25 protein-coding genes and 1 riboswitch are annotated in these 26,102 nt (G+C 74.3%); of the genes, 10 read left to right on the plus strand and 15 right to left on the minus strand.

The window, feature by feature from the left end; genetic code table 11:
* The first annotated feature begins 267 nt into the window (after window positions 1-267).
* Window positions 268-702, plus strand: a complete 435-nt coding sequence (locus tag IE329_RS22675) for a hypothetical protein (RefSeq protein ID WP_190212790.1) — start codon at window positions 268-270, stop codon at window positions 700-702.
* 94 nt (window positions 703-796) lie between these two features.
* On the opposite strand, the gene IE329_RS22680 is transcribed toward IE329_RS22675, so the two are convergent.
* Window positions 797-1,648, minus strand: a complete 852-nt coding sequence (locus tag IE329_RS22680; protein WP_229927669.1) for an energy-coupling factor transporter transmembrane protein EcfT — start codon at window positions 1,646-1,648, stop codon at window positions 797-799.
* A gap of 133 nt (window positions 1,649-1,781) precedes the next feature.
* On the opposite strand from IE329_RS22680, the gene IE329_RS22685 reads away from it, so the two are divergent.
* The gene (locus IE329_RS22685) at window positions 1,782-4,328 is read left to right on the plus strand and encodes a helicase C-terminal domain-containing protein (RefSeq protein WP_229927670.1); all 2,547 of its coding nucleotides are present in this window, start codon (window positions 1,782-1,784) and stop codon (window positions 4,326-4,328) included.
* Window positions 4,329-4,473: 145 nt separating this feature from the next.
* Complete coding sequence (locus IE329_RS22690; protein WP_190212793.1) at window positions 4,474-4,872, plus strand: hypothetical protein; 399 nt, start codon at window positions 4,474-4,476, stop codon at window positions 4,870-4,872.
* Between the two features lie 45 nt (window positions 4,873-4,917).
* Here the strand turns inward: IE329_RS22690 and IE329_RS22695 are convergent, their stop codons facing one another.
* Window positions 4,918-5,184 (minus strand): hypothetical protein, encoded by a 267-nt coding sequence (locus tag IE329_RS22695; protein WP_073924028.1) that lies wholly within the window; start codon window positions 5,182-5,184, stop codon window positions 4,918-4,920.
* A gap of 125 nt (window positions 5,185-5,309) precedes the next feature.
* Here IE329_RS22695 and IE329_RS22700 point away from each other — a divergent pair, with 125 nt between their 5' ends.
* On the plus strand, window positions 5,310-6,947 hold the full coding sequence (locus IE329_RS22700) for a DNA repair helicase XPB (protein WP_190212794.1): 1,638 nt from the start codon (window positions 5,310-5,312) through the stop codon (window positions 6,945-6,947).
* A gap of 48 nt (window positions 6,948-6,995) precedes the next feature.
* On the opposite strand, the gene IE329_RS22705 is transcribed toward IE329_RS22700, so the two are convergent.
* Entirely contained in the window at window positions 6,996-7,208 is a 213-nt protein-coding gene (locus tag IE329_RS22705; protein WP_190212795.1) for a hypothetical protein, read from the minus strand.
* Window positions 7,209-7,505: 297 nt separating this feature from the next.
* On the opposite strand from IE329_RS22705, the gene IE329_RS22710 reads away from it, so the two are divergent.
* Entirely contained in the window at window positions 7,506-9,575 is a 2,070-nt protein-coding gene (locus tag IE329_RS22710; RefSeq protein ID WP_229927671.1) for a HelD family protein, read from the plus strand.
* Between the two features lie 154 nt (window positions 9,576-9,729).
* Here IE329_RS22710 and IE329_RS22715 read toward each other — a convergent pair whose 3' ends face one another.
* The 3 genes from IE329_RS22715 to IE329_RS22725 form a co-directional block, all read right to left on the minus strand.
* Window positions 9,730-10,434 carry a copper homeostasis protein CutC gene (locus tag IE329_RS22715; protein WP_190212797.1) on the minus strand — a complete coding sequence of 235 codons (705 nt, stop codon included), beginning with the start codon at window positions 10,432-10,434 and terminating at the stop codon, window positions 9,730-9,732.
* Window positions 10,435-10,613: 179 nt separating this feature from the next.
* Window positions 10,614-11,555 (minus strand): hypothetical protein, encoded by a 942-nt coding sequence (locus tag IE329_RS22720; RefSeq protein ID WP_190212798.1) that lies wholly within the window; start codon window positions 11,553-11,555, stop codon window positions 10,614-10,616.
* Complete coding sequence (locus tag IE329_RS22725) at window positions 11,552-11,899, minus strand: PadR family transcriptional regulator (protein WP_190212799.1); 348 nt, start codon at window positions 11,897-11,899, stop codon at window positions 11,552-11,554. Before IE329_RS22725 ends, IE329_RS22720 begins: the two co-directional genes overlap by 4 nt.
* A 122-nt stretch (window positions 11,900-12,021) precedes the next feature.
* Here IE329_RS22725 and IE329_RS22730 point away from each other — a divergent pair, with 122 nt between their 5' ends.
* Window positions 12,022-12,657: an HD domain-containing protein gene (locus IE329_RS22730; RefSeq protein ID WP_190212800.1), complete on the plus strand. Its 636-nt coding sequence runs from the start codon at window positions 12,022-12,024 to the stop codon at window positions 12,655-12,657.
* A gap of 160 nt (window positions 12,658-12,817) precedes the next feature.
* Here the strand turns inward: IE329_RS22730 and IE329_RS22735 are convergent, their stop codons facing one another.
* The 5 genes from IE329_RS22735 to thrC form a co-directional block, all read right to left on the minus strand.
* A complete protein-coding gene (locus tag IE329_RS22735; protein WP_190212801.1) occupies window positions 12,818-13,174 on the minus strand; it encodes a hypothetical protein in 357 nt (118 codons plus the stop codon).
* A gap of 146 nt (window positions 13,175-13,320) precedes the next feature.
* Complete coding sequence (gene groL / locus IE329_RS22740) at window positions 13,321-14,943, minus strand: chaperonin GroEL (RefSeq protein ID WP_073924018.1); 1,623 nt, start codon at window positions 14,941-14,943, stop codon at window positions 13,321-13,323.
* Window positions 14,944-15,357: 414 nt separating this feature from the next.
* Entirely contained in the window at window positions 15,358-15,561 is a 204-nt protein-coding gene (locus IE329_RS22745) for a cold-shock protein (protein ID WP_030289665.1), read from the minus strand.
* A gap of 613 nt (window positions 15,562-16,174) precedes the next feature.
* Window positions 16,175-16,453: a MoaD/ThiS family protein gene (locus IE329_RS22750; RefSeq protein ID WP_073924017.1), complete on the minus strand. Its 279-nt coding sequence runs from the start codon at window positions 16,451-16,453 to the stop codon at window positions 16,175-16,177.
* Window positions 16,454-16,483: 30 nt separating this feature from the next.
* Window positions 16,484-17,785 (minus strand): threonine synthase, encoded by a 1,302-nt coding sequence (thrC, locus tag IE329_RS22755; protein WP_190212802.1) that lies wholly within the window; start codon window positions 17,783-17,785, stop codon window positions 16,484-16,486.
* Between the two features lie 17 nt (window positions 17,786-17,802).
* A riboswitch (SAM riboswitch) is annotated at window positions 17,803-17,936 on the minus strand.
* A 179-nt stretch (window positions 17,937-18,115) separates the two neighbouring features.
* Between thrC and IE329_RS22760 the strand changes: the two genes are divergently transcribed.
* Both IE329_RS22760 and IE329_RS22765 read left to right on the plus strand, forming a co-directional pair.
* Window positions 18,116-19,147 carry a glucosyl-3-phosphoglycerate synthase gene (locus tag IE329_RS22760; protein WP_229927672.1) on the plus strand — a complete coding sequence of 344 codons (1,032 nt, stop codon included), beginning with the start codon at window positions 18,116-18,118 and terminating at the stop codon, window positions 19,145-19,147.
* A gap of 38 nt (window positions 19,148-19,185) precedes the next feature.
* Window positions 19,186-20,655: an alpha,alpha-trehalose-phosphate synthase (UDP-forming) gene (locus IE329_RS22765; RefSeq protein ID WP_190212804.1), complete on the plus strand. Its 1,470-nt coding sequence runs from the start codon at window positions 19,186-19,188 to the stop codon at window positions 20,653-20,655.
* Here IE329_RS22765 and otsB read toward each other — a convergent pair.
* Both otsB and IE329_RS22775 read right to left on the minus strand, forming a co-directional pair.
* Window positions 20,639-21,499: a trehalose-phosphatase gene (gene otsB / locus IE329_RS22770; protein ID WP_190212805.1), complete on the minus strand. Its 861-nt coding sequence runs from the start codon at window positions 21,497-21,499 to the stop codon at window positions 20,639-20,641. The genes IE329_RS22765 and otsB overlap by 17 nt on opposite strands.
* A 77-nt stretch (window positions 21,500-21,576) precedes the next feature.
* Entirely contained in the window at window positions 21,577-21,804 is a 228-nt protein-coding gene (locus tag IE329_RS22775; protein WP_229927673.1) for a DUF3263 domain-containing protein, read from the minus strand.
* A gap of 124 nt (window positions 21,805-21,928) precedes the next feature.
* Between IE329_RS22775 and IE329_RS22780 the strand changes: the two genes are divergently transcribed.
* Window positions 21,929-22,276, plus strand: coding sequence for a cupin domain-containing protein (locus IE329_RS22780; protein WP_073924014.1), 348 nt, complete (start codon window positions 21,929-21,931; stop codon window positions 22,274-22,276).
* 43 nt (window positions 22,277-22,319) lie between these two features.
* Here the strand turns inward: IE329_RS22780 and IE329_RS22785 are convergent, their stop codons facing one another.
* Both IE329_RS22785 and IE329_RS22790 read right to left on the minus strand, forming a co-directional pair.
* A complete protein-coding gene (locus tag IE329_RS22785; RefSeq protein WP_190212807.1) occupies window positions 22,320-23,588 on the minus strand; it encodes an extracellular solute-binding protein in 1,269 nt (422 codons plus the stop codon).
* A 190-nt stretch (window positions 23,589-23,778) separates the two neighbouring features.
* Window positions 23,779-24,573, minus strand: coding sequence for a DeoR/GlpR family DNA-binding transcription regulator (locus IE329_RS22790; RefSeq protein ID WP_190212808.1), 795 nt, complete (start codon window positions 24,571-24,573; stop codon window positions 23,779-23,781).
* A 312-nt stretch (window positions 24,574-24,885) separates the two neighbouring features.
* On the opposite strand from IE329_RS22790, the gene IE329_RS22795 reads away from it, so the two are divergent.
* On the plus strand, window positions 24,886-25,842 hold the full coding sequence (locus tag IE329_RS22795; protein ID WP_190212809.1) for an ROK family protein: 957 nt from the start codon (window positions 24,886-24,888) through the stop codon (window positions 25,840-25,842).
* The last annotated feature ends 260 nt before the right edge of the window (window positions 25,843-26,102 follow it).

A 26,102-nucleotide genomic window follows, 5' to 3' on the forward strand; every position in this document is an offset into this window, starting at 1 on the left:
AGACGCGGTCCCGCACATCGCAGTTCCGGACCCGTGCCGAAATCCGCGCCGCCGACGGCCCGGTCGAACCCCGCGAGTCCGACGACGACGGGATCATCGTCCGCACCGCTCCGGGCAACACAGCGGCCCGCCGCCGCGGAACGTCACCCGATCGGGCGACCGCCGGGCGAGTCCGTCACCTGCGGTGGCACTCCAGGGCAAGGATCGTCCGTGTGCGCTCCGACGGGAGCGCCGCACCGACGACTTCCCATCCGAGGAGAGACTGTCATGGCAGCACCGATCCCCAACGGCCCCTACGGCATCGCCAAGCGCGGCGAGCAGTTGCTGACGCTCAACGACTCGAAGGCCCCCGCCGTCGTCCTGCCGCCGACCGGTCAGCCCGGCGAACAGGAGTGGCACGTCGAGAGCCTCTCCAACGGCAACGTCACCATCAAGAACCTCCGGCACGAGACGTACCTCAGCTTCGACGGCGTGCCCGAGATCAACAAGATGCTCCGCGGCTCCTCGCAGGCCACCGAGTGGCAGCTCCGGCAGTCCGCCGCGCCGCAGACGTTCCATGTCGTCGTCCCCGGCGGCCCGGTGGACGGTGTCGAACTGGCGGTGGACCTCAGCCTGCTCCGGATCTTCCCCCCGATGACGGCGCTGCGGCCGCTGGAGCCGGAGCGGCTCGACCAGGCGTGGCGCTTCGAGTTCCACGAGTAGGCCTCACCGGTAACCCCTCCGCCAGGAGCAGGGCGGCATCACCGGCCGGGCCGGCGGTGCCGCCCGTCGTCCGCACCGCCGGGGGCCGGTGGGGTCACTGCCCGCGCCGCCGCACGGTCACCACCAGCAGGTACACCGCCGACAGCACCGCCGCCAGTCGCAGCACCCCAGGCGCCGCCGCCCAGAGCTGCTCGCCCGGTTGCAGCGCCGGGCCCCACTTGCCCTGGCCCCGGCCCCAGAACCAGAGCACCAGCCCGGTGACGGCCAGCAGCGGGATCCCCAGGACGGCGAACTTCCGGCTGCGGTCCCCGAGGCTGCGGGACAGGTAGGCAAGCGCCCACCCCACCAGCATCACCAGCACCATCCGGGTCACCGCACCGCCCACCAGCAGGGCCGAGGCGACCAGCAGCAGCGGTGCGGGCCGGCGGCCGGCCAGCAGGCCTGGACGGGCGGCCGGTGCGGTTCCGCGCCGGGCCGCCTGCTCCTTGGCCGCCTTGCGTGCGGCGCGGCCCCGGCCGGCCGGCTTCGCGGCAGTCGCCTGCTCCCCGCTCGGCTTCGCCGCAGCCGCATCGGCCGCGCCCGGTGCCGCGTCGCCGTCCCGGGGTTCCGGCACGCTCGCGGCCTCGGGCTCGTCGACGGCCGAGAAGTCGATGTGCACGTCGTCCCAGTCGGCGAACCCACCCCCGGCCTGCCACCGCACCCCGCCCGGGCGGGCCGACGGACCGACGGACGGCTTCGAGAGCGACGGCGACGACGGCGGCGGCGAGGACGACGGCGGTGCGGGCACCCGCGCGGCCGGTGGGTCCGCCGGCGGCGCGGGAGCCGGGACGGCCGCGGCCGGGGGGAGGTACCCACCCTCGCCCGGCTCCGCCGGCTCCTTCGCCGGCCCGCCGCCGCCGTCGCCCCGCCGCGGCCCGTTCAGCCGCCACCACTCGCCGTCCACCATCGCCCACCACCCCGATCGCCCGCCCGACCCCGCCGTCCGCGACGCTACCCACCCGGCGCCGCCCACCACCACCCACGGTTCCCCGCGCTCCCGGCGCCGCCACCCCCGCCCGAAGCCGACTAACCTAGGCCGGATGACCGCACAGCAGGGCGAGCAACGCCCCGGAGCCGCCGCCGCAGGCCCGCGCACCCTCGCCGAGGAGCTCCGCAGCCGGCCCGACACGGCCCTGACCGCCCTGCTCCGGTCCCGTCCCGACCTGCTCAACCCGGTGCCGGGCGACCTCACCCAGCTCGCCGCCCGGCTCTCCTCCCGGGCCTCCGCCCTGCGCGCCCTGGAGCGCCTGGACCGCTTCACCCTGCAGACCGCCGAGGCGCTGGCCGCCCTCCCCGACGGCAGCCCGCTCACCGCCGTACGGAACCTGCTCAGCGGCCCGGCCCGGGTCAAGCCCCACCCCGGCGCCACCCCGCTCGGCCCGGCCGACCGCGCCGCCGTCGCCGAAGCCCTCCCCGGCGCCCTGGCCACCCTGCGCGAACGCGCCCTGCTCTGGGGCCCGGACACCGCGCTGCACCTGGTGATCGCCGCCCGCGAGGCGCTCGCGCCCAGCGCCGCCAACCCCGGCCGCACCGGCCTCGGGCCGACCCTCGCCGAGGCCACCGTCGGCATGTCGCCGGCCCGGCTCCAGCAGCTGCTGGCCTCGGCCGGCCTGCCGCCCACCCCCGACCCGGTCACCGCCGTGGCCGCACTGGCCGCCCTGCTGGCCGACCGCAAGCGCTGCGCCGCGCTGCTCGACCAGGCGCCGGAGGCCTCGCTGCGCCTGCTGGACCGGCTGGTCTGGGGGCCGCCCAACGGCACCGTCCCGGACGCCACCCGGCCGGTCACCGCCGAGGACGCCCGCAGCCCGGTCGAGTGGCTGATCGCCCGCGGCCTGCTGCTGCCCTCCTCGCCCGGCAGCGTGGTGCTGCCCCGCGAACTGGCCCTGCACCTGCGCGGCGGCCGCAGCCACCGCAGCGTGGAGCCCGTCCCGCCGGCGGCGCTCGCCGGGCCCGCCGTCCGCGATCCACAGGCTGTGGACAGCGCGGCGGCCGGCCAGGCCCACACCGCCGTGACCACCGTCGAGGAGCTGCTGGACCTCTGGGGCCTGCAACCGCCCGCCACCCTGCGGGCCGGCGGCGTCGGGGTCCGCGACCTCAAGCGCGCCGCCCAGGCCCTCGACAGCAGCGAGCCGGTCACCGCGTTCTGGCTGGAACTCGCCTACGGCGCCGGACTGCTGGCCCCCAACGGCGAGGCCGACGAGCGCTGGGCCCCCACCCCCGCCTTCGACACCTGGCTCCAGCAGCCCACCGCGGACCGCTGGGCCCTGCTCGCCCGCACCTGGCTGGCCGGCACCCGGGTCGCCGCCCTCACCGGCACCCCGGACGGCAAGGGCAAGGCCCGGGCCGCGCTCGGCCCCGAACTCGACCGCACGCTCGCGCCGACCGTGCGCCGCGCCGCCCTCACCGCACTGGCCGGCCTGCCGCCGGGCTCCACCGCCACCGCCGAGGGCCTGCTCCCCGCCATGCGCTGGCACCGCCCGCTGCGCGGCGGCCCCGCCACCGCCGAGGGCCGCGACCTGCGCGACGAACTCACCGACTGGACCCTCACCGAGGCCGAGCAGCTCGGCGTCACCGGCCGCGGCGCCCTGTCCTCGCAGGCCCGCGCCCTGCTGGAGGGCCGGGACGCGGCCGCCGTGCTGGCGCCGCTGCTCCCCCGGCCGCTGGACCACGTGATCCTCCAGCCGGACCTCACCGCCATCGCCCCGGGCCCGCTGCTCACCCCGCTCGCCCAGGCCCTCGCCCTCTGCGCCGACGTGGAGTCCAAGGGCGGCGCGACGGTCTACCGCTTCACCACCGAGTCCGTCCGGCGGGCCCTGGACGCCGGCCGCAGCGCCGCCGACCTGCACGCCTTCCTGGAGCAGCACTCCCGGACGCCCGTCCCGCAGCCGCTCAGCTACCTGGTCGACGACGTGGCCCGCCGGCACGGCGTGCTGCGGGTCGGCGCCGCCTCCTCGTACCTGCGCTGCGACGACCCGGCGCTGCTCGCCGAGGTGCTGGCCGACCGCCGCTCCGCCGACCTGCGGCTGCGGCTGCTGGCACCCACCGTGCTGGCCGCCCAGGCGGGCCCCGAGGCCCTGCTGACCGCCCTGCGCGGGATGGGCTACGCGCCGGCCGCCGAGTCGGCCGAGGGCGACGTGCTGATCTCCCGCCCGGGCAGCCACCGCACCCCGCCGCGCACCGCGCCCACCCCCGTGCCGGACGGCCCGCCCGTCCCGGACGACGCGCTGCTCGGTGCGGCGGTCAAGGCCGTCCGGGCCGGCGACCGGGCCGCCACCGCCGTCCGCCGGGAGACCGTCACCGGCCCGGCCGCCACCCCGCACCAGAACGGCCCGGCCCGCACCGACACCCGGCAGCTGCCCCGCTCGCAGGCGGCGGACACGCTGGCCGCGCTGCAGACGGCGGTGCTGCTCGGCGAGCGGATGTGGATCGGCTACATCAACGCCGAGGGCCTGGCCTCCCAGCGGGTGATCGACCCGGTGAAGGTGGAGGGCGGCTTCGTCACGGCCTTCGACCACCACTCGGACGAGCTGCGGACCTTCGCCCTGCACCGGATCACCGGGGTCGCCGAGCTGGACGACAACGCCTGAGCCGGCCCGTCGGCCCGTCCACCGGTGCGCCGCCCGGCCCGCCCGCCTGCCCGCGGCCAGCCGGGACTCCCCCGTTTGACGCCGCCCCCGCCCCGGCGTAGTCCGGAAGGACGGGGTACCGGGGGGATCCGGGAAGGGAGTCATCATGCTCGGCGAACAGTTGGGCGAGCAGCAGAGCCGGGAGACCGCGAAGCGGGTCCTCCCCGGCGGCGACGTCGAGGTCTCGTACGAGGCCGAAGGGGAACTCCTGGGCGTCGCGACCACCGAGATCGCCACCTACGAGTCCACCATGGACGCCCACGGCGTCCTGGTCGGCGAGGGCCAGGGCGTGACCATGACCGCCGACGGGGACGTGGTGGTCTGGCACGGCAACGGCATCGGCCGGTTCACCGGCACCGCGCCGGGCGCGATGAGCTGGCGGGGCGCGATCTTCTTCGACACCTCGTCGGAGCGCTTCGCCCGGCTCAACTCCGCCGTCGGCGTGTTCGAGTACGACACCGACGGCAGCGGGAAGGGCACCGCCAAGTTCTGGGAGTGGAAGTAACCCCCGGCCCGTCCCACCGGGACGGGCCCCGGCCCACCCGGTGGATCAGCCCTTGGCCTTCATCGCCCCGTCGGCCAGCTTGCCGATCGAGTCGGGGCCCACCGGCACTCCGCCGAGCAGGCCGGCCATGGTGAGCGCGGCACCGGAGCCGACCTGGCCCAGCGGCCCGCCGGCCTTGCTGATGTCCGGCATCGCGGACTTGCTCAGCTCGGAGGCCTGCTGCTCGTCGACGGCGTGGGCGGAGCCGGCGGCGGCGGAGAGGGCGGCACCGGCGAGGGTGAGGGCGAGGAGGGCGCGCTTGGACGTGTTCATGCGCTGCCCAACGACCCCGACGGGTCGGAGGTCACCGGCGGGGCGGGCATTCACCGGAGTGCGCGACACTGGAGGGTCTGCACCGAACCGGCCGGAGCAGCCGAACCGACGGAGGGCCTCCCCGCGTGAACGACGGACCGCTGATCGTCCAAAGTGACAAAACGCTTCTGCTGGAGATCGACCACCCCAAGGCCGCCGACTGCCGCCGGGTGATCGCCCCCTTCGCCGAGCTGGAGCGCGCGCCCGAGCACGTGCACACCTACCGGGTCACCCCGCTCGGCCTGTGGAACGCGCGCGCCGCCGGGCACGACGCCGAGCAGGTCGTCGACGCCCTGGTGAACTACTCCCGCTACCCGGTGCCGCACGCGCTGCTGGTGGACATCGCCGACACCATGGCCCGCTACGGGCGGCTGAAGCTCAGCAAGCACCCCACCCACGGCCTGGTGCTCACCACCACCGACCGCCCGGTGCTGGAGGAGGTGCTGCGCTCGAAGAAGATCATTCCGCTGGTGGGCGCCCGGGTCGACCCGGACACCGTGGTGGTGCACCCCTCCGAACGCGGCCAGATCAAGCAGGTGCTGCTCAAGCTCGGCTGGCCGGCCGAGGACTTCGCCGGGTACGTGGACGGCGAGGCGCACCCGATCGAGCTGGAGCAGGACGGCTGGACGCTGCGCCCGTACCAGCAGCAGGCCGTCGAGGGCTTCTGGCACGGCGGCTCCGGCGTGGTCGTGCTGCCCTGCGGCGCCGGCAAGACGCTGGTGGGCGCGGCGGCGATGGCCGAGGCCAAGTCGACCACGCTGATCCTGGTCACCAACACCGTCTCGGCCCGCCAGTGGAAGCACGAGCTGGTCAAGCGGACCACGCTGACCGAGGACGAGATCGGCGAGTACAGCGGCACCCGCAAGGAGATCCGCCCGGTCACCATCGCCACGTACCAGGTGATGACGACCAAGCGGAAGGGCACCTACGCGCACCTGGAGCTGTTCGACGCCCGCAACTGGGGCCTGGTCGTCTACGACGAGGTGCACCTGCTGCCCGCGCCGGTCTTCAAGTTCACCGCCGACCTCCAGGCCCGCCGCCGGCTCGGCCTGACCGCGACCCTGGTGCGCGAGGACGGCCGCGAGGGCGACGTGTTCTCGCTGATCGGCCCGAAGCGGTTCGACGCGCCGTGGAAGGAGATCGAGGCGCAGGGCTACATCGCGCCCGCCGACTGCTGCGAGGTCCGGGTCACGCTGACCGACTCCGAGCGGCTGTCCTACGCCACCGCCGAGCCGGAGGAGCGGTACCGGTTCTGCGCCACCACCGCGACCAAGCGGCGGGTGGTGGAGGCGCTGGTCAAGAAGCACGAGAAGGACCAGACGCTGATCATCGGCCAGTACATCGACCAGCTGGACGAGCTGGGCGAGGTGCTGGACGCCCCGGTCATCAAGGGCGAGACCAGCAACGCCCAGCGGGAGAAGCTCTTCGAGGCCTTCCGGACCAAGGAGATCAGCGTCCTGGTGGTCTCGAAGGTCGCCAACTTCTCGATCGACCTGCCGGAGGCGACCGTCGCCATCCAGGTCTCCGGGACCTTCGGCTCCCGCCAGGAGGAGGCCCAGCGGCTCGGGCGCGTCCTGCGGCCGAAGGCGGACGGGCACTCGGCCCACTTCTACTCGGTGGTGGCCCGGGACACCGTGGACCAGGACTTCGCCGCCCACCGGCAGCGCTTCCTGGCCGAGCAGGGCTACGCGTACCGGATCATCGACGCGGACGACGTGCTGTAGCGGACGGCCGGGCCGGCCCGCGGTGGCGCCGCCCGGGACGGGCGGGGTTCAGTACCGGACGCCGTCGCGGCCGAGCAGCGTCACCCGGGCGACGGTGTCGAGCGCGATGCCGACGTTGCGCACGGCCCGCGCCAGCGGGTTGCGGCGGCGGCCGGGCCCGGCCGCGGTGGCGCCGCCGGGGGCGGTCCTGTTGCTTCTGGGTGTGCGCGCCCGGGGGGCCTTGGCCGCTGCCCGGGGCGCCGTTCCGTGAACGGTGCTCATGCCATCAACGGTAGGTTTTCGGACACCCCCGGCGCATCACCCGGAAGGCCCTCTCCGGCAGGACTTCGGTCGTCCTCCAGGTGTACGCGGATCTCAGGGACGACCGGGGTTCATCCGGTTAGCGCCCTGGGCCGGACGGGTCTAGGATTCTTCGTCTGCCCCCTCCCGAACCGTGGTGCCCGCCGACTCGCGCAGGCAGCCGGGGGAGGCGCCTGCCGCTTGGTAACCGGCCGGCTGTCCCCTCACGTGCGCTTGACGAGTCCGCTGCCCCCTACGGGTCAGCCGGGAAGGTCCGCTGTGCCCGCCACCCCCTCCACCGACCCCCTCCAGCGCGAGCGCGACCACCTCGCCTCCTCCCGCGCCGCCCTGCGCGTGATGCGCGAGGACGTCGAATCGCTGGACACCACCGACGTGACCGGCACCTGGGTCACCGCCATCGTGCTGAACAAGCAGATCGAGGCCAGGATCGCCGCACTGGCCGACCTCGCGCACACCCCGTTGTTCTTCGGCCGCCTGGACTACCTGCACGCGATCAGCGAGGAACTGGCCGAGGGCGCCACCGGGGAGAGCTTCTACATCGGCCGCCGGCACGTGCACGACGCGGCCGGCGACCCGATGGTGATCGACTGGCGGGCGCCCGTCTCGCAGCCCTTCTACCGGGCCAGCCGCGCCGACCCGCAGGACGTCGAGCGCCGCCGCCGCTTCGGCTACACCGGCGGCGAACTGACCGCCTACGAGGACGAGCACCTGACCGACCCGGCCGAGACCGACGCCGCCTCGGCGCTGCTGGCCGCCGAGATCGAGAAGCCGCGCGTCGGCCCGATGCGCGACATCGTCGCCACCATCCAGCCCGAGCAGGACGAGATCGTCCGGGCCGACGTCGGCGGCACCGTCTGCGTCCAGGGCGCCCCCGGCACCGGGAAGACCGCCGTCGGCCTGCACCGGGTCGCCTACCTGCTGTACGCGCACCGCGAGCGGCTGGCCCGGACCGGTACGCTGGTGATCGGCCCCAACGACGCCTTCCTCTCCTACATCGAGCAGGTGCTCCCGGCGCTCGGCGAGCTGGCGGTGGCGCAGTCCACCGTGCAGCAGCTGGTGGCGCACGTGGAGGTGCGCGCCGAGGACGACCCGGCGGCGGCCGGGCTGAAGGGCGACGCCCGGATGGCCGAGGTGCTGCGCCGGGCCGTCCGCGCCGGGATCGCGCTGCCCACCGAGCCCTGCGTGGTGGTGCGCGGCTCGCGCCGCTGGCGGGTGCCGGTGCACGAGCTGACCGGGATCGTCGAGGAGCTGAAGGCCCGGGACATCCGGTACGGGGCGGCCCGGGAGGCGCTGCCGCAGCGGATCGCGCACGCGGTGCTGCTGAAGATGGAGCAGGGCGGCGAGGCCCCCGACGACCGGGTGCAGGACGCCGTGGCCAGGAACGCCCAGGTCAAGGCCGTGGTGAAGGCCTGCTGGCCGCCGGTCGACCCGGCGAAGCTGGTGCACCGGCTGCTCAACGAACCGGAGTTCCTGGCCGCCTGCGCGGACGGCATCCTCGACGAGGAGGAGCAGCGCGCGGTGCTCCGGGCCAAGCCCGGCCGTTCGGTGAGGACCGCCCCCTGGACGCCGGCGGACGCCGTCCTGGTCGACGAGGCGACCGACCTGGTGCAGCGCACCGCCTCGCTCGGCCACGTCGTGCTGGACGAGGCCCAGGACCTCTCCCCCATGCAGTACCGGGCGGTCGGGCGCCGCTGCAGCACCGGCTCGGCCACCGTCCTCGGCGACCTCGCCCAGGGCACCACCCCGTGGGCCACCGCCGACTGGGCGCAGGCCCTGCACCACCTCGGCAAGCCCGGGGCCCACGTCGAGGAGCTCACCAAGGGCTTCCGCGTCCCCGAGGAGGTGATCGCGTACGCCTCCCGGCTGCTGCCCGCGATCGCGCCGGGCCTGGCGCCGGCCACCTCGGTGCGTGACGCGCCCGGCTCGCTGACGATCGACCGGGTCGAGGATGACCTCGACGCCGCCGTGGTCGCGGCCTGCCGCGAGGCGCTCGCCCACGAGGGATCGACCGGCCTGATCGCGGCCGACGCCCGGATCCCGGCCCTGGCCGAGGCGCTGGACGCGGCCGGTCTCGGCCACCTGACCCCGGGTACCGAGACCACCTCGAAGGCGCGGCTGACGCTCGTCCCCGCCTCGCTGGCCAAGGGTCTGGAGTACGACTACGTGGTGCTGGACGAGCCGGCCGCGGTGGTGGCCGGCGAGCCGGACGAGCGGACCGGCCTGCGGCGGCTGTACGTGGCGCTGACCCGCGCCGTCTCCGGCCTGAAGGTGCTGCACGCGCAGCCGCTGCCGGAGCAGCTGGCGGCCGTGCCGGCCCCGGTGGGCTGACGCCGGAGGGGCGGCCGACGTGCCGGCCGCCCCTCCCCGGTGGCGCCGGGCCCTGCGGGCGTACGGGGGTGCGGGCGCTGTTTCAGGCCTCGATCGGGGCTCAGGCCTCGGTCGGGGCTCAGGCCTCGGTCGGGGCTCAGGCCTCGGTCGCGTCTCAGGCCTCGGTCGGGGCCGGGGCGTCGATCAGGGCCCGCCACTCGGCGACCTTGGCCCGGTCCACCGGGGAGTCCCAGCCGCCGACCCGGACGGCGCCGCCGACGTGGAACGCGTCGAAGCCGGCCGCCCGCAGGCCGGGCACGTGCTCGGCGCGCAGGCCGCCGCCGATCAGGATCCGCTGCCGGTAGCCGGGCTCCCCGGCCCGGGCGAGTTCGGCGGTGATGACCTCCCGCCCGGCGTCGACCCCTTCGGGCGCGCCGGAGGTGAGGAAGGTGTCCAGGCCCGGCAGGGCGCCGACGGCGGCCCTGACGGCGGCCCGGTCCGCGCTGTGGTCGAGCGCGCGGTGGAAGGTCCAGCGGCAGCCGGCGACGGCCTCGGCCAGCGCCCGGGTGGCGGCCAGGTCGACGGCGCCGTCGGCGTCCAGGAAGCCGAAGACGAACTCGTCCGCCCCTTCGGCGCGCAGTTCGGCGGCGCGGGCCAGCAGCTCGTCCGGCCCGCCGGGCGCGAAGCCGTCCTGGATCCGCAGCATGACCCGCAGCGGGAGGTCCACGGCGGCGCGGATCTTGGCGAAGTCCTCCACCGAGGGGGTCAGCCCGTCGGCGGCCATGTCCGTGACCAGTTCGAGCCGGTCGGCTCCGCCGGCTTCGGCGGCCCGGGCATCCTGGGCGGTCAGCGCGATGACTTCGAAGATTGGTCTAGACATATCGGTAGCCTGCCACATCACCCCGCCCGGCGGCGAGCCCCCACGGCCGAGGGATCGGCCACGCCACCGGCGCGGGCGCCCGGCCCCCACCGCGCACCCGCGGCCCGGCCGTCCCGGGGCGGGCCGGGCCGGGGCGGGCCGGGCCGGGGCGGGCCGGGCCGGGGCCGGAAAGCGTCCCCCTACTCCGCCGCCCGGCTCAGACCCCCCACCTCCGACGCCTTCGGCCGGGTCAGCCGCAGGACGACGACCACCCCCGCCACCACGACCAGCGCGAACGGCAGCATGATCCCGCCCGTCCCCAGGGCGTCGCCCACCGCGACGACGAAGATGCCCAGCGCCGACGGCGCCAGCGCGACCAGCAGCGCGAGCGGCAGCACCTGCCCGCGCCGGACCCCGACGTACGCCACCACGGCCACCGCCGCCGCCAGCAGCGGGAGCGGCGCGAGGACGCCGGCCGTCCCGAAGTAGGTCCGGCCCGGCAGCACGCTCTGCACCACGCCGAACAGGAATCCCGCCAGGACGAGCAGGCGCCGGCCCCAGGTCACCCGGCCCAGCAGGTCCGCCGGCGCGGACGGCACGGTGAGCCCCCAGAGCGCGGACGGCACCGAGAAGGCCGACATCCTGGCGAACAGCGACAGGTTCGGCATCTCCCGGGTGGCCGCCCAGTACCCCAGCACCCCCACGACCGGCACCACGGTGACGGCCGGCAGCGCCAGCATCCGGGCCGGCTTCCAGCTGCCGGACAGCACGCCCAGCACCGCCACCACCGGCAGCATCGAGAGCAGGGCGAGCAGCAGCCACGTCCCGCCGCCGGCCCGGGGGTCGGGCAGCCCGTCGAAGGCCGTGATCACCAGGACGAGCCCCGCGTGGCCGGCCGCCGCGCCGACGGCGAACGGCGCGGCCATGGCCAGCGCCCGGCCGGGCAGCCCGGCCGAGGTCAGCCCGGTGCGCAGCCGCAGCCCGTAGGCCCCCAGGTCGTAGGCCTCCCGCAGGGCGCCCGCCCGCCCGGCCCCGGCGGTGGAGTCGGCGAAGACGGCGGCCAGCTCCTCGCCGCGGTCGCGGCGGTAGCCGGCCGGGTAGAGCCGCAGCGCGGCCCGCAGCGCGGTGTCGGAGATGGTCATGCGAAGGCCCCCTTGATCCTCGGACGGATGACGGTCAGCCGGCGGTCCGCCTCGGCGACCACCGCGCGCAGCCGGTCGGCCTCGGCGGCGAGCGCGGTGCGGCCGGCGTCGGCGAGCGCGTAGGTGCGGCGGGCCCGGCCGTCGACGACCTCCTCGCTCTCGACCCTGATCAGGCCCTGCTGGAGCAGCCGGTCGAGGGCGCCGTAGAGCGTGCCGGTGCGCATCCGGACCCGGCCGCCGGAGATCGCGGCGATCTCCTGGATGAGCGCGTAGCCGTGCCTCGGGGCATCGGCGAGCGCGGTGAGCAGAAGCAGCGTCGGCTCCTGCATGGAGCGTTCTGTCATGCGTCTATATATATCGGTGAACTGCATATGCCGTCCAGAGGAATCGACGGGCGGCCCGATCCCCGGGCACCGGCCGCCGGGGCGCCCGACGGCCCGTCCGGCCGGCGCGCCACAATGTCCCCATGCCGTCGCCCGAAGCCCTCACCGACCGCTGGTCCGCCCTGCTGCGCCGCTGCGGCGCGAGCGTCGATCCGGAGCCCTACGGGCGCGACCTGCTGAGGCGCTGGGCCGAGCCGCAGCGCAGGTACCACACCACCGAGCACCTGCGGGCCGTGCTCGACCACATCGACGCCCTCGCCGGGCACGCCGACGACCCGGACACCGTGCGGCTGGCGGCCTGGTTCCACGACGCCGTCTACAAGCCGGACCGCTCCGAGAACGAGGAGCGCAGCGCGGCCCTCGCCGTCCGGGCGCTGACCGAGGCCGGGCTGCCCGAGCGGCAGGTGGCCGAGGTGGCCCGGCTGGTCCGGCTCACCGTCACCCACCACCCCGAGCCGGGCGACCGGGACGGCGAGGTGCTCTGCGACGCCGACCTGGCCGTGCTCGGCGGCCCGCCCGAGGCGTACGCCGGCTACGCGGCCGCCGTCCGGGAGGAGTACGCCTTCGTGCCGGACGAGGACTTCCGGGCCGGGCGCGCCGCGATCCTGCGCGGGCTGCTCGCGCTGCCGGCGCTCTACCGGACCCCGGCCGCCCTGGAGCGCTTCGACGCGGCGGCCCGGGTGAACCTGGCGGAGGAGCTCGCGCGGCTGGAGGCCTGAGCGGCCGGGCGCGGCAGCGGGCGGGCGCGGCCGGCCGGCCCGGGCACCGCCGAGGAGGGCACGGCCGCGGAGGGCACCGCCGAGGAGGGCACGGCCGGGGAAGGAACCGCCGGGGAGGAGGCGCCCGGGGAAGGAACCGCCGGGGAGGAGGCGCCCGGGATCAGCCGAGCTGCCCGACCGGCGCCACCACGGTGGCCTCCTTGCCGCAGACCCAGTGCGGGTCGGGCCCCAGCTCCGGCTCCACGCTCAGCGCGTGCGGATCGCCGTCCAGCGCGCAGGACGGGCAGAGCGGCCAGCGGCCGTAGGCCTCCAGCAGCGCGTCCTGGACGTCCTGGGCGACCAGCCCGAGCACGTACCCGGTGCCGTCCGGCCACTGCTCCAGCCACCACCGGCGGTGGGTGACGGCGTCCTCGACCAGCGAGACGACGGCGGCGTCCGCCACGTCCCGGGCGCTGAGGTCGGCGAGGATCAACGCCCTCGCGCTGTGCAGGGCTGCTTCGATTTCAGGGCTGGACATCCGTCCATTGTCCCGTACCGGCCCACCGGCCCCGCCGCCCGCCGGAGCCGGACGACCGGGGCGGCGGCCGCACCGGGGAACGCCGCGAGGGCGACCCCCCGAAGGGGACCGCCCTCGCGATCAGAACCGACTGACCCTCGGAAGGATCAGAAGTCCATGTCGCCACCCGGCATGCCGCCGCCCGCGGGGGCACCGGCCTTCTCGGGCTTGTCGGCGATGACGGCCTCGGTGGTGAGGAAGAGCGCCGCGATGGAGGCGGCGTTCTGCAGCGCCGAGCGGGTGACCTTCGCCGGGTCGATGATGCCCGCGGCGATGAGGTCGACGTACTCGTTGGTGGCGGCGTTCAGGCCGTGGCCGGCGGGGAGGTTGCGCACCTTCTCCACCACGACACCGCCCTCAAGGCCGGCGTTGACCGCGATCTGCTTGATCGGGGCCTCCAGCGCCACGCGGACGATGTTGGCACCGGTGGCCTCGTCGCCCTCCAGCTCCAGCTTGTCGAACGCGACACCGGCCTGCAGCAGCGCGACGCCACCACCGGCGACGATGCCCTCCTCGACGGCGGCCTTCGCGTTGCGGACGGCGTCCTCGATGCGGTGCTTGCGCTCCTTGAGCTCCACCTCGGTGGCCGCGCCGGCCTTGATGACGGCCACGCCGCCGGCCAGCTTGGCGAGGCGCTCCTGGAGCTTCTCGCGGTCGTAGTCCGAGTCGCTGTTCTCGATCTCGGCGCGGATCTGGTTGACCCGGCCGGCGACCTGGTCGCTGTCGCCGCCACCGTCGACGATGGTGGTCTCGTCCTTGGTGATGACCACCTTGCGGGCGGTGCCCAGCAGGTCGACGCCGGCGTTCTCCAGCTTGAGGCCGACCTCCTCGGAGATGACCGTGCCACCGGTGAGGATGGCGATGTCGCCGAGCATGGCCTTGCGGCGGTCACCGAAGCCCGGGGCCTTGACGGCGACGGACTTGAAGGTGCCACGGATCTTGTTCACGACCAGGGTCGACAGGGCCTCGCCCTCGACGTCCTCGGCGATGATGACCAGCGGCTTGCCGCTCTGCATGACCTTCTCCAGCAGCGGGAGGAGGTCCTTGACCGAGCCGATCTTGGAGTTGGCGATCAGGATGTAGGGGTCCTCGAAGGAGGCCTCCATCCGCTCCAGGTCGGTGGCGAAGTAGGCCGAGATGTAGCCCTTGTCGAAGCGCATGCCCTCGGTGAGCTCAAGCTCCAGACCGAAGGTGTTGCTCTCCTCGACGGTGATGACGCCTTCCTTGCCGACCTTGTCCATCGCCTCGGCGATGAGCTCGCCGATCTGGGTGTCGGCGGCGGAGATGGAGGCGGTGGAGGCGATCTGCTCCTTGGTCTCCACGTCCTTGGCCTGGGCGAGCAGCTGGTCGGAGACGGCCTTGACGGCCTTCTCGATGCCGCGCTTCAGGGCCATCGGGTTGGCACCGGCGGCAACGTTGCGCAGGCCTTCCTTGACCAGGGCCTGGGCCAGGACGGTGGCGGTGGTGGTGCCGTCGCCAGCGACGTCGTCCGTCTTCTTGGCGACCTCCTTGACGAGCTCGGCACCGATCTTCTCGTACGGGTCCTCCAGCTCGATCTCCTTGGCGATGGAGACGCCGTCGTTGGTGATCGTGGGGGCGCCCCACTTCTTCTCAAGGACGACGTTGCGGCCCTTGGGGCCGAGCGTCACCTTGACAGCGTCGGCAAGCTGGTTCATCCCGCGCTCAAGGCCGCGGCGAGCTTCCTCGTCAAACGCGATGATCTTTGCCATGTGAAGTGGTCCTCCGAGACGGCGGTGAATGCTCGGACCGGAAGGTGCCCGCGACGGACGGCCCTGGTGTGCGGGGGTCCTTTCCCCTACCGCTCCCGGGGGCCTCACCGACCCGGTCCGTTGTCACTCTCAAGCTGTGAGTGCTAACGCCAATGATTAGCACTCCGGCATGGCGAGTGCAAGCCCCATCGAGGATCCGGCCGGTCGCGTCCCCCGTCCCGCGGCACCCCCTCGCCGGGCCCGCGGCCCGGCCGCCGGCACCCGCCGCCCGCCGGGCCGCCCGCCGACGCCTCCCGTACGCACGACCCGGCCCGGACATGCCGACGGGCCCGTACGACGTGAGTCGTACGGGCCCGTCGGTCGAAGCGGATCACCAGCCCGTGGGCCGAGCCGAGGCTCCGGGGTCCGGAAAGGTCAGACCGCCGCGCGGACCATGTCCGCCTGCGGGCCCTTCTGTCCCTGGGAGATCTCGAACTCGACCCGCTGGCCCTCCTCGAGGGTGCGGTAGCCGTCCATCTGGATCGCGCTGTAGTGGACGAACACGTCCGCACCACCGTCGACCGCGATGAAGCCGTAGCCCTTCTCCGCGTTGAACCACTTGACGGTGCCCTGAGCCATTCCGAACTCCCCTAGTGCTGTGCTGGCCCTTCACGGATCCCGCAGGTCGCGGGCCCGGGTCTGGTTTCGAGGCCGGCCCGGGGAACCCCCCCTGAGCGCAGCCGTGCACGCCGCAGTTGCCCGTCCTGGGCCACCTGACGGTGGCCCGTTGGGCGGGTGAATGCGTCGACCGCGGCTGAATGTATCCGTATCAACGCCCTCTGCAACAGGCCCAGCTGCCGGGAATTCACGGCGCCTGCGGGGGAGCGATCCGGGATGAATGCGGAGAAATTCGGCATTTCATGCCGGGCATACCGGACGAATTGCGCAAATCGCAGCAGGAATTCTGACACCTGCCTGACATGTTTCACAGGCACGACACAAGCGCCGGTCTCAGCGGCCGGACTGGCAGGGTCGTACGGGGCGCCCACGGGGGCGGAGATCCGCCGGCGGGGGAGGGGGCCCGGTCATCGGCTGTCGGACACTTTACTCCGCCGCGGGCGGCCGAATTCCCACCCCTACGCGGCGAGCCGCCCCCACGACCGGAGAATTGAATTCCGGACGTGAAGGCGGCTCGGGGGTGCGGGACCTCACCCGGGTGTCCCGGGCGGGCCGGCGGGGCGGCCGTTCGGGCTCAGCAGCCGCCGGCCACCGCGGGGATGATCGAGACGCTGGCGCCGTCCTTGATCTCGGTCGCCAGGCCCTCGGCGAAGCGCACGTCGTCGTCGTTCACGTAGATGTTGACGAAACGGCGCAGCTTGCCCGTGTCGTCGAGCACCCGGGCGGCGATGCCGGCGTGGTTCTTCTCCAGGTCGGCGATGACCTCGGCGAGGGTCGCGCCCTCGGCGGCCACCTCGGCGGCGCCGCCGGTGTAGGTGCGCAGGATGGTCGGGATGCGGACGTTGGCGCTCATGGCGGTGGCTCTCCTAGCGGGGTGGGGGGATCAGGCGGACGCGAGGCCGGCCGACCGGAAGGACTCCAGCGTCGGGCGGATGGTCGCGGTCAGACCGGCATCGGCCACCGCGTCCAGGGTCTTGAGGCCGTCGCCGGTGTTGATCGCCACGGTCTCCTTCGACGGGTCCAGCTGCCCGGTCTCGACCAGCTTCTTGAGCACGCCGACGGTCACCCCGCCGGCGGTCTCCGCGAAGATGCCCTCGGTGCGGGCCAGCAGCTTGATCGCCTCGACCACCTCGGCGTCGGTGACGTCCTCGACGGCGCCGCCGGTACGGCGGGCGATGTCCAGCACGTACGGGCCGTCCGCCGGGTTGCCGATGGCCAGCGACTTGGCGATGGTGTCCGGCTTGACCGGGCGGATCACGTCCCGGCCGGCCTTGAACGCGGCGGAGACCGGGGAGCAGCCCTCCGCCTGGGCGCCGAAGATCTTGTAAGGCCGGTCCTCGACCAGGCCCAGCTTGATCAGTTCCTGCAGGCCCTTGTCGATCTTGGTGAGCTGGGAGCCCGAGGCGATCGGAATCACGATCTGCTCCGGCAGGCGCCAGCCGAGCTGCTCGCAGATCTCGTACGCCAGGGTCTTGGAGCCCTCGCCGTAGTACGGCCGCAGGTTGACGTTGACGAAGCCCCAGCCCTCGCCGGCCGGGTCGCCGATCAGCTCCGAGCAGAAGCGGTTCACGTCGTCGTAGTTGCCCTCGATGCCGACCAGCTCGCCGCCGTACACCCCGGCCATGACGACCTTGCCCTGCTCCAGGTCGTGCGGGATGAACACGCAGGACTTGAAGCCGGCCCGGGCCGCCGCCGCGCCCACCGCGCCGGCCAGGTTGCCGGTCGAGGAGCAGGAGAGGGTGGTGAAGCCGAACGCGCGGGCCGCCTCGATGGCGCAGGCCACCACGCGGTCCTTGAAGGAGTGGGTCGGGTTGCCCGAGTCGTCCTTGACGTGCAGCTGGGCGGTGAAGCCCAGCTCGCGGCCCAGGTTGTCGGCCTTCACCAGCGGGGTCCAGCCCGGGTTCAGGTTGGGCTTGGAGGCGACGTCGGCGGGGACGGGCAGCAGCGGCGCGTAGCGCCAGATCGACGCCGGGCCGGCCTCGATCCGCTTGCGCAGCTCCTCCGCCCCGGCCGAGCCGAAGTCGTACGCGATCTCCAGCGGGCCGAAACACTCCAGGCACGCGAAGCTCGGGCCGAGCGGGAAGCGGGTGCCGCACTCGCGACAGGACAGTGCGGTGGCGGGGCCGAGGTCGACGGATTCGGTCACGTCTGCGGCGCCGGAAGCGGTGGTCGCGGTGATAGCCATGATGGCGGAGGCCTCTCTCCTCATCTTCCCCGTGACGCGGGCGCGCCACAGGACGGAATTGGCACCTGTCCCGCCAGGGCCGCCGAAACGGCCGTGCGAGAAGGTTGCCGGGACGTCGACGGGCCGTTCCCTCAGTCCCTCTGGATGAGCTCTGTGAAGTTGTGGTCCTGCGCAGCGGGCGACCCCGGCGTGCGAAGGTCTAAGCGCTGTACGAAGACTGTATCCGAAGGCGTCAACCGCCAAGCGGTCCGTCCGCCACGCGAGATGCCCGAACGAGCGGACCGCCCCACCCGACCCGCGCCGCCGAGGCGCCCCAGCAAGGAGTGTGCCGTGCCTGCCGAGCTGCCCCCCGCGCTTCTCCCGGAGGTGGCGTCCTGGCTGCGCCGCCGGTCCTGGAGCGCGGCCGACCGACCGGTGCACAGCCTGCTCGCCGCCAAGGAGGCGGCCGGCCGGGCCGGGACGATCAGCGTGGTGCTGCCCGCCCTGGACGAGGAGTCGACCGTCGGGGCCATCGTCTCGGTGATCCGCCGGGAGCTGATGGAGCGTCTGCCGCTGGTCGACGAACTGGTGGTGGTCGACTCCGGCTCGGCGGACCGCACCGCCGAGGCGGCCGCCGAGGCCGGCGCGCGGGTCGTGCACCGGGACGCGATACTCCCCCGGCTGCCCGCCGAGCCCGGCAAGGGCGAGGTGCTCTGGCGCTCGCTGCTGGCCACCTCCGGCGAGATCATCTGCTTCGTGGACGCCGACCTGCGCGAGTTCGACCCGGCGTTCGTCTCGGGCATCGTCGGCCCGCTGCTGACCGATCCGGGCATCCAGCTGGTCAAGGCGATGTACGACCGGCCGTACGAGCTGCCGGGGGCGGGGGCCGACGGGGACGCCACCATCGACCCGGTCGGCGGCGGCCGGGTCACCGAACTGGTCGCCCGCCCGCTGCTCAACCTGCACTGGCCGGAACTCGCCGGTTTCGTCCAGCCGCTCGGCGGGGAGTACGCGGCCCGCCGCTCGCTGCTGGAGCGGCTGCCGTTCCCCACCGGCTACGGCGTGGAGCTCGGGCTGCTGGTGGACGCCCTGGAGACGGCCGGCCTGGACGCGCTCGCCCAGGTGGACGTGGGCGTGCGCCACCACCGCCACCAGGACAGCCAGGCGCTCGGCCGGATGGCCGCGACCATCTACCGCACCGCCCTGGAGCGGCTGGACCGCACCCACCGGCTCAAGGCCTCCGCCGACCTGGTGCACCCGCTGCTGACCCAGTTCACCCGGACCGGCGCGGGCTTCACCGCCCGCACCCACCCGGTCGGCGCGCTGGAGCGGCCGCCGATGCACACCGTGCCGGAGTATGTGAGCCGTCACAGCGGGTACTAGGAAGTTTGGCGGTGCCGGACCACGGCAAGGTTCCCATCATGGGCGATCTCACGACGGCACGTTCGAGTCCGACCGGCAGCGCCCCCGTCCTGGTGGCCTCCAACCGCGGTCCGGTGTCCTTCAACCGCCAGGAGGACGGCACCCTGGCCCTGCGCCGGGGCGGCGGCGGCCTGGTCTCCGGGCTCTCCGCCATCGACGACCCGTCCGCGGTCTGGGTCTGCGCGGCGCTCGGCGACGCCGACCGGGAGGCGGCCCGGCAGGCCCCGGACGGCCGGCTGGACCGCGCCGGGCACGAGGTCGGCGGACAGGCCGTCCGGATGCTGGACATCGACCCGGAGACCTTCGCCCGGGCCTACAACGGGGTGGCCAACTCCACCCTGTGGTTCGTCCACCACCTGCTCTACGCCACCCCGACCGAGCCCGCCTTCGACGCGGGCTTCCGCACCGAGTGGCAGGCCTACGAGGCCTACAACGCCGCCTTCGCCGACGCGCTCGCCGCCGAGGCCGCCCCGGGCGCCGCCGTGCTGGTGCAGGACTACCACCTGTCACTGGTGCCCGCGCTGCTCCGGGCCCGCCGTCCCGACCTGCGGATCGGCCACTTCTCGCACACCCCGTGGGCCCCGCCGGACTACTACCGGATGCTGCCGGACGACGTCGCCGAGGCGGTGCTGACCGGCATCCTGGGCGCCGACCGGGCCGGCTTCCTGACCCGGCGCTGGGCACTCGCCTTCGCGGACTGCTGCGCCGACCTGCTCGGCGCCGAGGTCGACCGCGAGGCGCTCACCGTCACGCACGCGGGCCGCACCACCGCGCTGGGCGTGCACGGGCTGGGCGCCGACGCCGACTTCCTGCGCGAGCGCTCGCACCGGCCCGACGTCGAGGAGCGGCTGGCCGCCCTGCGGGCGGCCGTGGGCGGGCGCCGCACGATCGTCCGGGTGGACCGCACCGAGCTGAGCAAGAACATCGTCCGCGGGCTGCTGGCCTACCGGCACCTGCTGCGGACCCGCCCGGAGTGGCTGGACCGGGTCGTGCACGTCGCCTTCGCCTACCCCTCGCGGACCGACCTGGCCGAGTACCGCGCGTACACCGCCTCGGTCGAGCGGATCGCCGGGGAGATCAACGAGGAGTTCGGCACCGACACCTGGCAGCCGCTGATCCTGCACGTGAACGACGACTTCCCACGGTCGCTGGCGGCCTACCGGCTGGCCGACGTGGCGCTGGTCAACCCGATCCGGGACGGCATGAACCTGGTCGCCAAGGAGGTGCCGGTGGTGTCCGACGCGGGCTGCGCGCTGGTGCTCTCCCGGGAGGCCGGCGCCTTCGCCGAGCTCGGCGAGGACGCCGTCACCGTCAACCCGTACGACGTGATCGCCACCGCCGAGGCCCTGCACACCGCCCTCACCATGCCCACCGCCGAGCGCACCGAGCGCACCAAGCGGCTGGCTGCGGCGGCCACCGCGCTGCCGCCGCAGCAGTGGTTCCTCGACCAGCTCAACGCGCTGGGCTGAGGCCCCCGCCGAGCCGCCGCACCAGCAGCTCCAGCAGCTCCACCACGCCGGCCGGGCCGGGGACCACCAGGTCCGCCCGGTCGGCGAGCTCACGCACCGGCGCGTCGCCCACCGCGCCGCTGCAGACCAGCAGGCCCGGCACGCCCTCGGAGCGGCCCTTCTCCACGGCCGCGAAGGCCGCCAGGTCACCCAGGTCGTCCCCGGCGTACAGCACCGAGCGGGCCGCGCGCTCGCGCAGGAAGGCGCTCAGCGCCGCGCCCTTGTCCACGCCCGGCGGGCGCAGCTCCAGCACCAGCCGGCCGGGCTCCACCATCAGCCCGTGCTCGGCGGCCAGCGCGGCCAGCGGCTGCCGGAGCAGCTCCAGGGCCGCCTCGGGGGTGTCGGCGCGGCGGGTGTGCACGGCCAGCGCCCGGCCCTTGTCCTCCACCCAGGTGCCGGGGCGGGCACCGGCGTCCGCCAGCCGGCCCGGCAGCAGCGCGCGGACCGCCGCGACGCCGGGGTGCGGCCCGGGCGCCCGTACCTCGCCGCTGTCCGCGTCCCAGCGCTCGACGCCGTACTGGCCCAGCACGACCAGGCCGGGCACCCGTGCGAAGCCGCCGTACTCGACCGCCAGGGCGGCCGGCCGGCCGGTCACCACGACCACCGAGCCGACGGCGGCGGCCAGCGCCGCCAGGGCGGGCGCCGCGCCGGGGTGGGCCCGGGCCGCGGCGGGGTCGGGCACGATCGGGGCGAGCGTCCCGTCGAAGTCGAAGGCCGCGACGGCCCCGCCGGGGTCGGCGAGCAACGCCGCCAGCCCCTCGCGTCCAGCAGCGGTAACCGGCTCCGGCAACTCGGTGATGGCCATGCCCCGACCCTACCCAGGGGCCCGCGCGGCACACCGCGCAGCGCGCGGGCACTCCCCCGGCGGGCCGTCGGGGACGGTCAACGGGCCTCGCGCTTGCGTTCCCGGATCCGGCGCAGCCGGTTGACCAGCAGCGGGTCCCGTGCGAGCGCCTCCGGCCGGTCGAGCAGGGCGTTCAACAGCTGGTAGTACCGGGTGCCCGAGAGGCCGAGCTCCTCGCGGATCGCCCGTTCCTTGGCGCCGGCCGTCCGCCAGGGCCTGGCCTCCAGGGCCAGCACGGCCAGGTCGCGCGCATCCAGTCCGGCCACCGCCGCCACCTCCGCATCCGTCCGGCCGGGCCCCCGCCGGGCCCTACGAGGTGTCATTCTCCCCCGGCGGTCCGACACACTGTGGCGCCCCCGCCGACGGGGGCGGCCGGGTTAGCGTCGGGGCATGACCGACAGCTTCGCCGTGCACATCCCGAGCGCCGAGCTCGAACCCGACCCGCTCGACCCCGCCCAGATCGTCTCCGGCACCCCCGAGGTCTCCGGGAAGGTGCTCTGGGAGTCCGAGGACGGCCGCCAGCTGCGCGGGATCTGGCAGATCACCCCGGGGGTGGTCACCGACACCGAGGCCGACGAGCTCTTCGTGGTGCTCAGCGGCCGGGCCACGATCGCCTTCGAGGGCGGCCCGACGCTGGAGGTGGGCCCGGGCGACGCCGCCGTGCTGCACGCCGGCGACCGGACCACCTGGACGGTGCACGAGACGCTCCGCAAGGCGTACGCCCTGACCCTGGCCTGACCCGCCCGCGCGGCCGGCCCGGGGCCCGGGCCGGCCGCGACCGTCAGCGGACCCGCTTGGCCTCCGCGACCGCCGCCTCCTGGAGGCCGCCCAGCACCTGCTTGGCGTCGCCGGTGACGGCGTGCGCGATCTCCTTCTTGATCTTGCTGCTGACCTGCTCCCAGGCGGGGTCGCCGAGCGGGTAGAAGCTGGCGTTCGGCAGCACCGCGAGGAACTGCTTGAGGTCCTCGTGCTTCCCGTTGCTGCTCATCTCCGCCAGCGTGTCCTGGGTGACCGGCAGCAGGTTGTACTTCTCGTCGAACGCCAGCGTGTTCTCCTTCGCGTACACGAAGTTGAGGAGCTGCTTGATCTCCAGCTTGTGACCGTTCGCCTTGAAGGCCATCATCCAGTCGGCCACCCCGAGGGTGCCGGTCTTGCCCACGCCGTCCTTGCGCGGGATCGCCGCCGTACCGAAGTCGACCTTGGCGGCGGTGGCCTTGCCCAGCAGCGAGGGGTGGCCGTTCAGCATCGCCACCTTGCCGGTCGCGAAGTCGTTGAAGGCGGTCTTGCGGTCGACCGTGCCGGGGTCGGGGTAGGTCAGATGCGCCTCGACCAGGTTGGAGCGCAGCCAGCTGAAGGTGGCCAGGTTCTGCGGGCTGTCGATGCTGTAGTTGCCGACGTCGTCGGAGAGCGCGCCGCCGCCGCTCATCGCCCACATCATCGACTCGCCCTGGGCCTCCTCGGGCCCGAGCGGCAGGGCGTACGGGGTCACCCCCGGCACCTTGGCCTTGATCTTGTCGGCGTCCGCCTTGAGTTCCGACCAGGTGGCCGGCGGCGCGGTGATGCCCGCCTTCTGGAAGATCGTCTTGTTGTAGAAGAACACCCGCGAGGAGGAGACGAAGGGGATGCCGTACTGGGTGCCCAGCACCTGCCCGGCGTGGGCGAAGCCCTCGCTGATGTTGGCCTGGGTCTCCATCGAGAGCACGTCGGCGGCGGGGTAGAGCCGCTTGGCGGCGACCTGGTCGGCGAAGCCGCCGGTCTGCACCAGGTCGGGCGAGGAGCCGCTCTTGATCAGCTCGGCGACCCGCTTGTCGATGTCGTTCCAGCTGACCACCTCGACCTTGACCTTGATCTTGGGGTTGGCCGCCTCGAAGCGCTTGGCCAGGTCCTCCCAGTAGGGCCTGGAACTGGTCGCCTCGTCGTCGCCGTAGTCGGCGGCGACCAGCTTCAGCGTCACGTCGGAGCCCGAGGCCCCGCCACAGCCGGTCAGCAGCAGCGCGCCGACGACCGCCGAACCGATCAGCCGGAAGGACCCGTGGGCACGCCTGTTCACTGCGATGTACCGCCTTCTTGGGGGGAGATTGGCGGTAACACTCCCAAAGCGGACTCCCACAGGTCCAGACCTCAGAGAGGTAGTTATCGAAGTGCCGGATCACGTTGCAGCACGCGCAATGGCAATCAGGTGATTCTGGACAGAACGCCCGTCCGTCCGTTCGGGGTTCGGACTGTCGTCGCTCCCGGGCTCAGGCCGTGACGACCTGTACGCCGGCCTCGGTGAAGGCCGCGGCCAGGCCCTCGTCCACCTCGGTGTCGGTGACCAGGGTGGAGATCCGGTCCAGCCCGCAGATCCGGGCGAAGACCCGGCGGCCGAGCTTCGAGGAGTCGGCGACCACCACCACCCGGCGGGCCCGCTCGGCCAGCAGGCGGTTGACGCTCGCCTCGCCCTCGTGGTGGGCCGTCGCACCGTGCACCAGGTCGACCGCGTCGACACCCAACACCGTGACGTCGAGGGTCAGTTCGTCGAGTACGGCATTGGCCAGCGGGCCGATCAGCTCGTAGGACTGCGGCCGGGCCACCCCGCCGGTGACGACGATCTTCACCTGCGGACGCACCGTCAACTCGTTGGCGATGTTGAGCGCGTTGGTGACGATGGTCAGCAGCCGGCCCGGCGCGCCCTCCGCGCGCTCGACCAGTTCGGGCCGCACCGCCAGGGCCCGGGCCACCTCGGTGGTGGTCGTCCCGCCGTTGAGGCCGACCACCTCGCCGGGGGCGATCAGGGCCGCGGCGGCCGCGCCGATCCGCTGCTTGGCGCCGGCGTGCCGGGCGGTCTTGTAGCGCAGCGGCAGGTCGTAGGAGACGTTGTGCGCCACGGCGCCGCCCCGCGTCCGGGTGACCATCTGCTGGCGCGCCAGCTCGTCCAGGTCGCGGCGGATGGTGGCGGCCGAGACGTCCAGGGCCTGGGCGGCCTCCTCGACGTCCAGCCGGCCGTTCTCGGCCAGCAGCTCCAACAGTGAGTTCCACCGCTCGTACCTGGACACGCGCCGCAGCCCCTCCTCCGTCCCGTACCGCGCGCGATCACGCGGGCGGGGCCAGCCTCGCACATTCCGGCGCCGCGGGGGCCTGCCGGGCCGCACGGACTCCCCGGCGGCCGCGGCACCCGCCGGGGGCACGGGGGGCTCGACGGTGTCCACGGGGGTACACAGAGGTTCACAGGGGCACGCCGGACGACCGGGCATCTCGCCACAAATCACCCGAGCCACCCCCACAGCGACAAATCTCACTGGTCCACAGGCTGACCAATAGCCCAACTGGACTAGACCTCTCCGACCTGACCAAGGAAACTGTCCACCGTGAAGCACGTCATCGCACTCGATGTAGGCGGCACCGGCATGAAGGCCGCGCTGCTCGCCCAGGACGGCTCCGTGCTGTTCGAAGCACGCCGACCGACCGGGCGGGAGCACGGCACGGACGCCGTGGTCACCGCCATCCTCGACTTCGCCGCCGACCTGGCGGACGAGGGGCGCGGCCGATTCGGCAGCGACCCCCTCGCCGCGGGCGTCGCCGTCCCGGGGACGCTCGACGAGAAGAACGGGATCGCGGTGTTCTCCGCCAACCTCGGTTGGCGCGACCTACCGCTGCGCAAGCTCCTCGGCGAGCGCCTGGCCGGGAAGGACGGCACCGCCATGCCGGTCGCCCTCGGCCACGACGTCCGCTCCGGCGGGCTGGCCGAGGGCCGGCTCGGCGCCGGCCGCGGGGTCGACCGCTTCCTGTTCATCGCGCTCGGCACCGGCATCGCCGGCGCCATCGGCATCGGCGGACGGATCGAGGCCGGCGCGCACGGCTACGGCGGCGAGATCGGCCACGTGGTGGTCCGCCCCGGCGGCCCCGCCTGCGGCTGCGGCGCCCGGGGGTGCCTGGAGACCCTCGCCTCGGCCTCCGCCGTCTCCCGGGCCTGGGCCGCCGCCAGCGGCGACCCGCAGGCCGACGCGGCGGCCTGCGCCGACGCCGTGGACGCCGGGGACGAGCGCGCCCGCCAGGTCTGGCAGCTCGCCGTCGACGCCCTCGCCGACGGCATCGTGCTGGCGCAGAGCCTGCTCGACCCGTCCACCGTGATCGTCGGCGGCGGACTGGCCGAGGCCGGCGACACGCTCTTCACCCCGCTCCGCGCGGCGGTGACCGAGCGGCTGACCTTCCAGATGCCCCCCGTGGTCGTACCGGCCATGCTCAAGGACACGGCGGCCTCGCTGGGAGCCGGCCTCCTCGCCTGGGACCTGCTCTCGGTCACCCCGCCCTCCGACCGCGCGTGAGGCCGCGCGTGGGAGAGGTCCCGGGCCGGTCCACGGCGTCCCCCGGCGGCGGGGTCCCGCGGCCGGCTCCCGGGCGGGCCACCGGCTCCGGCCGGACCACGGCGCTTCGCGCATCCGAACAAGGGGATCTGAAGTCCCGACTAATGGAGGTGACCGCGTGACTGCCGCGCGGAATCAATCGGCGGCTCTGCCGCGGGGCGCCGCACTGGCGGGCGCCCGACTGGTCCTGCCGGGCGGCGTCGTCGAGGACGGCCGGCTCA

It is taken from the genome of Kitasatospora indigofera (assembly GCF_014655955.1).
GTDB lineage: Bacteria > Actinomycetota > Actinomycetes > Streptomycetales > Streptomycetaceae > Kitasatospora > Kitasatospora indigofera.

Coding starts and splice junctions, on each gene's coding strand:
- IE329_RS22765 (WP_190212804.1), top strand. CDS start 19,186: ATGGGCGATCTCACGACGGCACGTTCGAGTCCGACCGGCAGCGCCCCC.
- otsB (WP_190212805.1), bottom strand. CDS start 21,499: ATGGCCATCACCGAGTTGCCGGAGCCGGTTACCGCTGCTGGACGCGAG.
- IE329_RS22695 (WP_073924028.1), bottom strand. CDS start 5,184: ATGAACACGTCCAAGCGCGCCCTCCTCGCCCTCACCCTCGCCGGTGCC.
- IE329_RS22705 (WP_190212795.1), bottom strand. CDS start 7,208: ATGAGCACCGTTCACGGAACGGCGCCCCGGGCAGCGGCCAAGGCCCCC.
- IE329_RS22675 (WP_190212790.1), top strand. CDS start 268: ATGGCAGCACCGATCCCCAACGGCCCCTACGGCATCGCCAAGCGCGGC.
- IE329_RS22780 (WP_073924014.1), top strand. CDS start 21,929: ATGACCGACAGCTTCGCCGTGCACATCCCGAGCGCCGAGCTCGAACCC.
- IE329_RS22735 (WP_190212801.1), bottom strand. CDS start 13,174: ATGTCCAGCCCTGAAATCGAAGCAGCCCTGCACAGCGCGAGGGCGTTG.
- IE329_RS22750 (WP_073924017.1), bottom strand. CDS start 16,453: ATGAGCGCCAACGTCCGCATCCCGACCATCCTGCGCACCTACACCGGC.
- IE329_RS22720 (WP_190212798.1), bottom strand. CDS start 11,555: ATGACCATCTCCGACACCGCGCTGCGGGCCGCGCTGCGGCTCTACCCG.
- IE329_RS22745 (WP_030289665.1), bottom strand. CDS start 15,561: ATGGCTCAGGGCACCGTCAAGTGGTTCAACGCGGAGAAGGGCTACGGC.
- thrC (WP_190212802.1), bottom strand. CDS start 17,785: ATGGCTATCACCGCGACCACCGCTTCCGGCGCCGCAGACGTGACCGAA.
- IE329_RS22725 (WP_190212799.1), bottom strand. CDS start 11,899: ATGACAGAACGCTCCATGCAGGAGCCGACGCTGCTTCTGCTCACCGCG.
- IE329_RS22690 (WP_190212793.1), top strand. CDS start 4,474: ATGCTCGGCGAACAGTTGGGCGAGCAGCAGAGCCGGGAGACCGCGAAG.
- IE329_RS22680 (WP_229927669.1), bottom strand. CDS start 1,648: ATGGTGGACGGCGAGTGGTGGCGGCTGAACGGGCCGCGGCGGGGCGAC.
- IE329_RS22715 (WP_190212797.1), bottom strand. CDS start 10,434: ATGTCTAGACCAATCTTCGAAGTCATCGCGCTGACCGCCCAGGATGCC.
- IE329_RS22730 (WP_190212800.1), top strand. CDS start 12,022: ATGCCGTCGCCCGAAGCCCTCACCGACCGCTGGTCCGCCCTGCTGCGC.
- groL (WP_073924018.1), bottom strand. CDS start 14,943: ATGGCAAAGATCATCGCGTTTGACGAGGAAGCTCGCCGCGGCCTTGAG.
- IE329_RS22685 (WP_229927670.1), top strand. CDS start 1,782: ATGACCGCACAGCAGGGCGAGCAACGCCCCGGAGCCGCCGCCGCAGGC.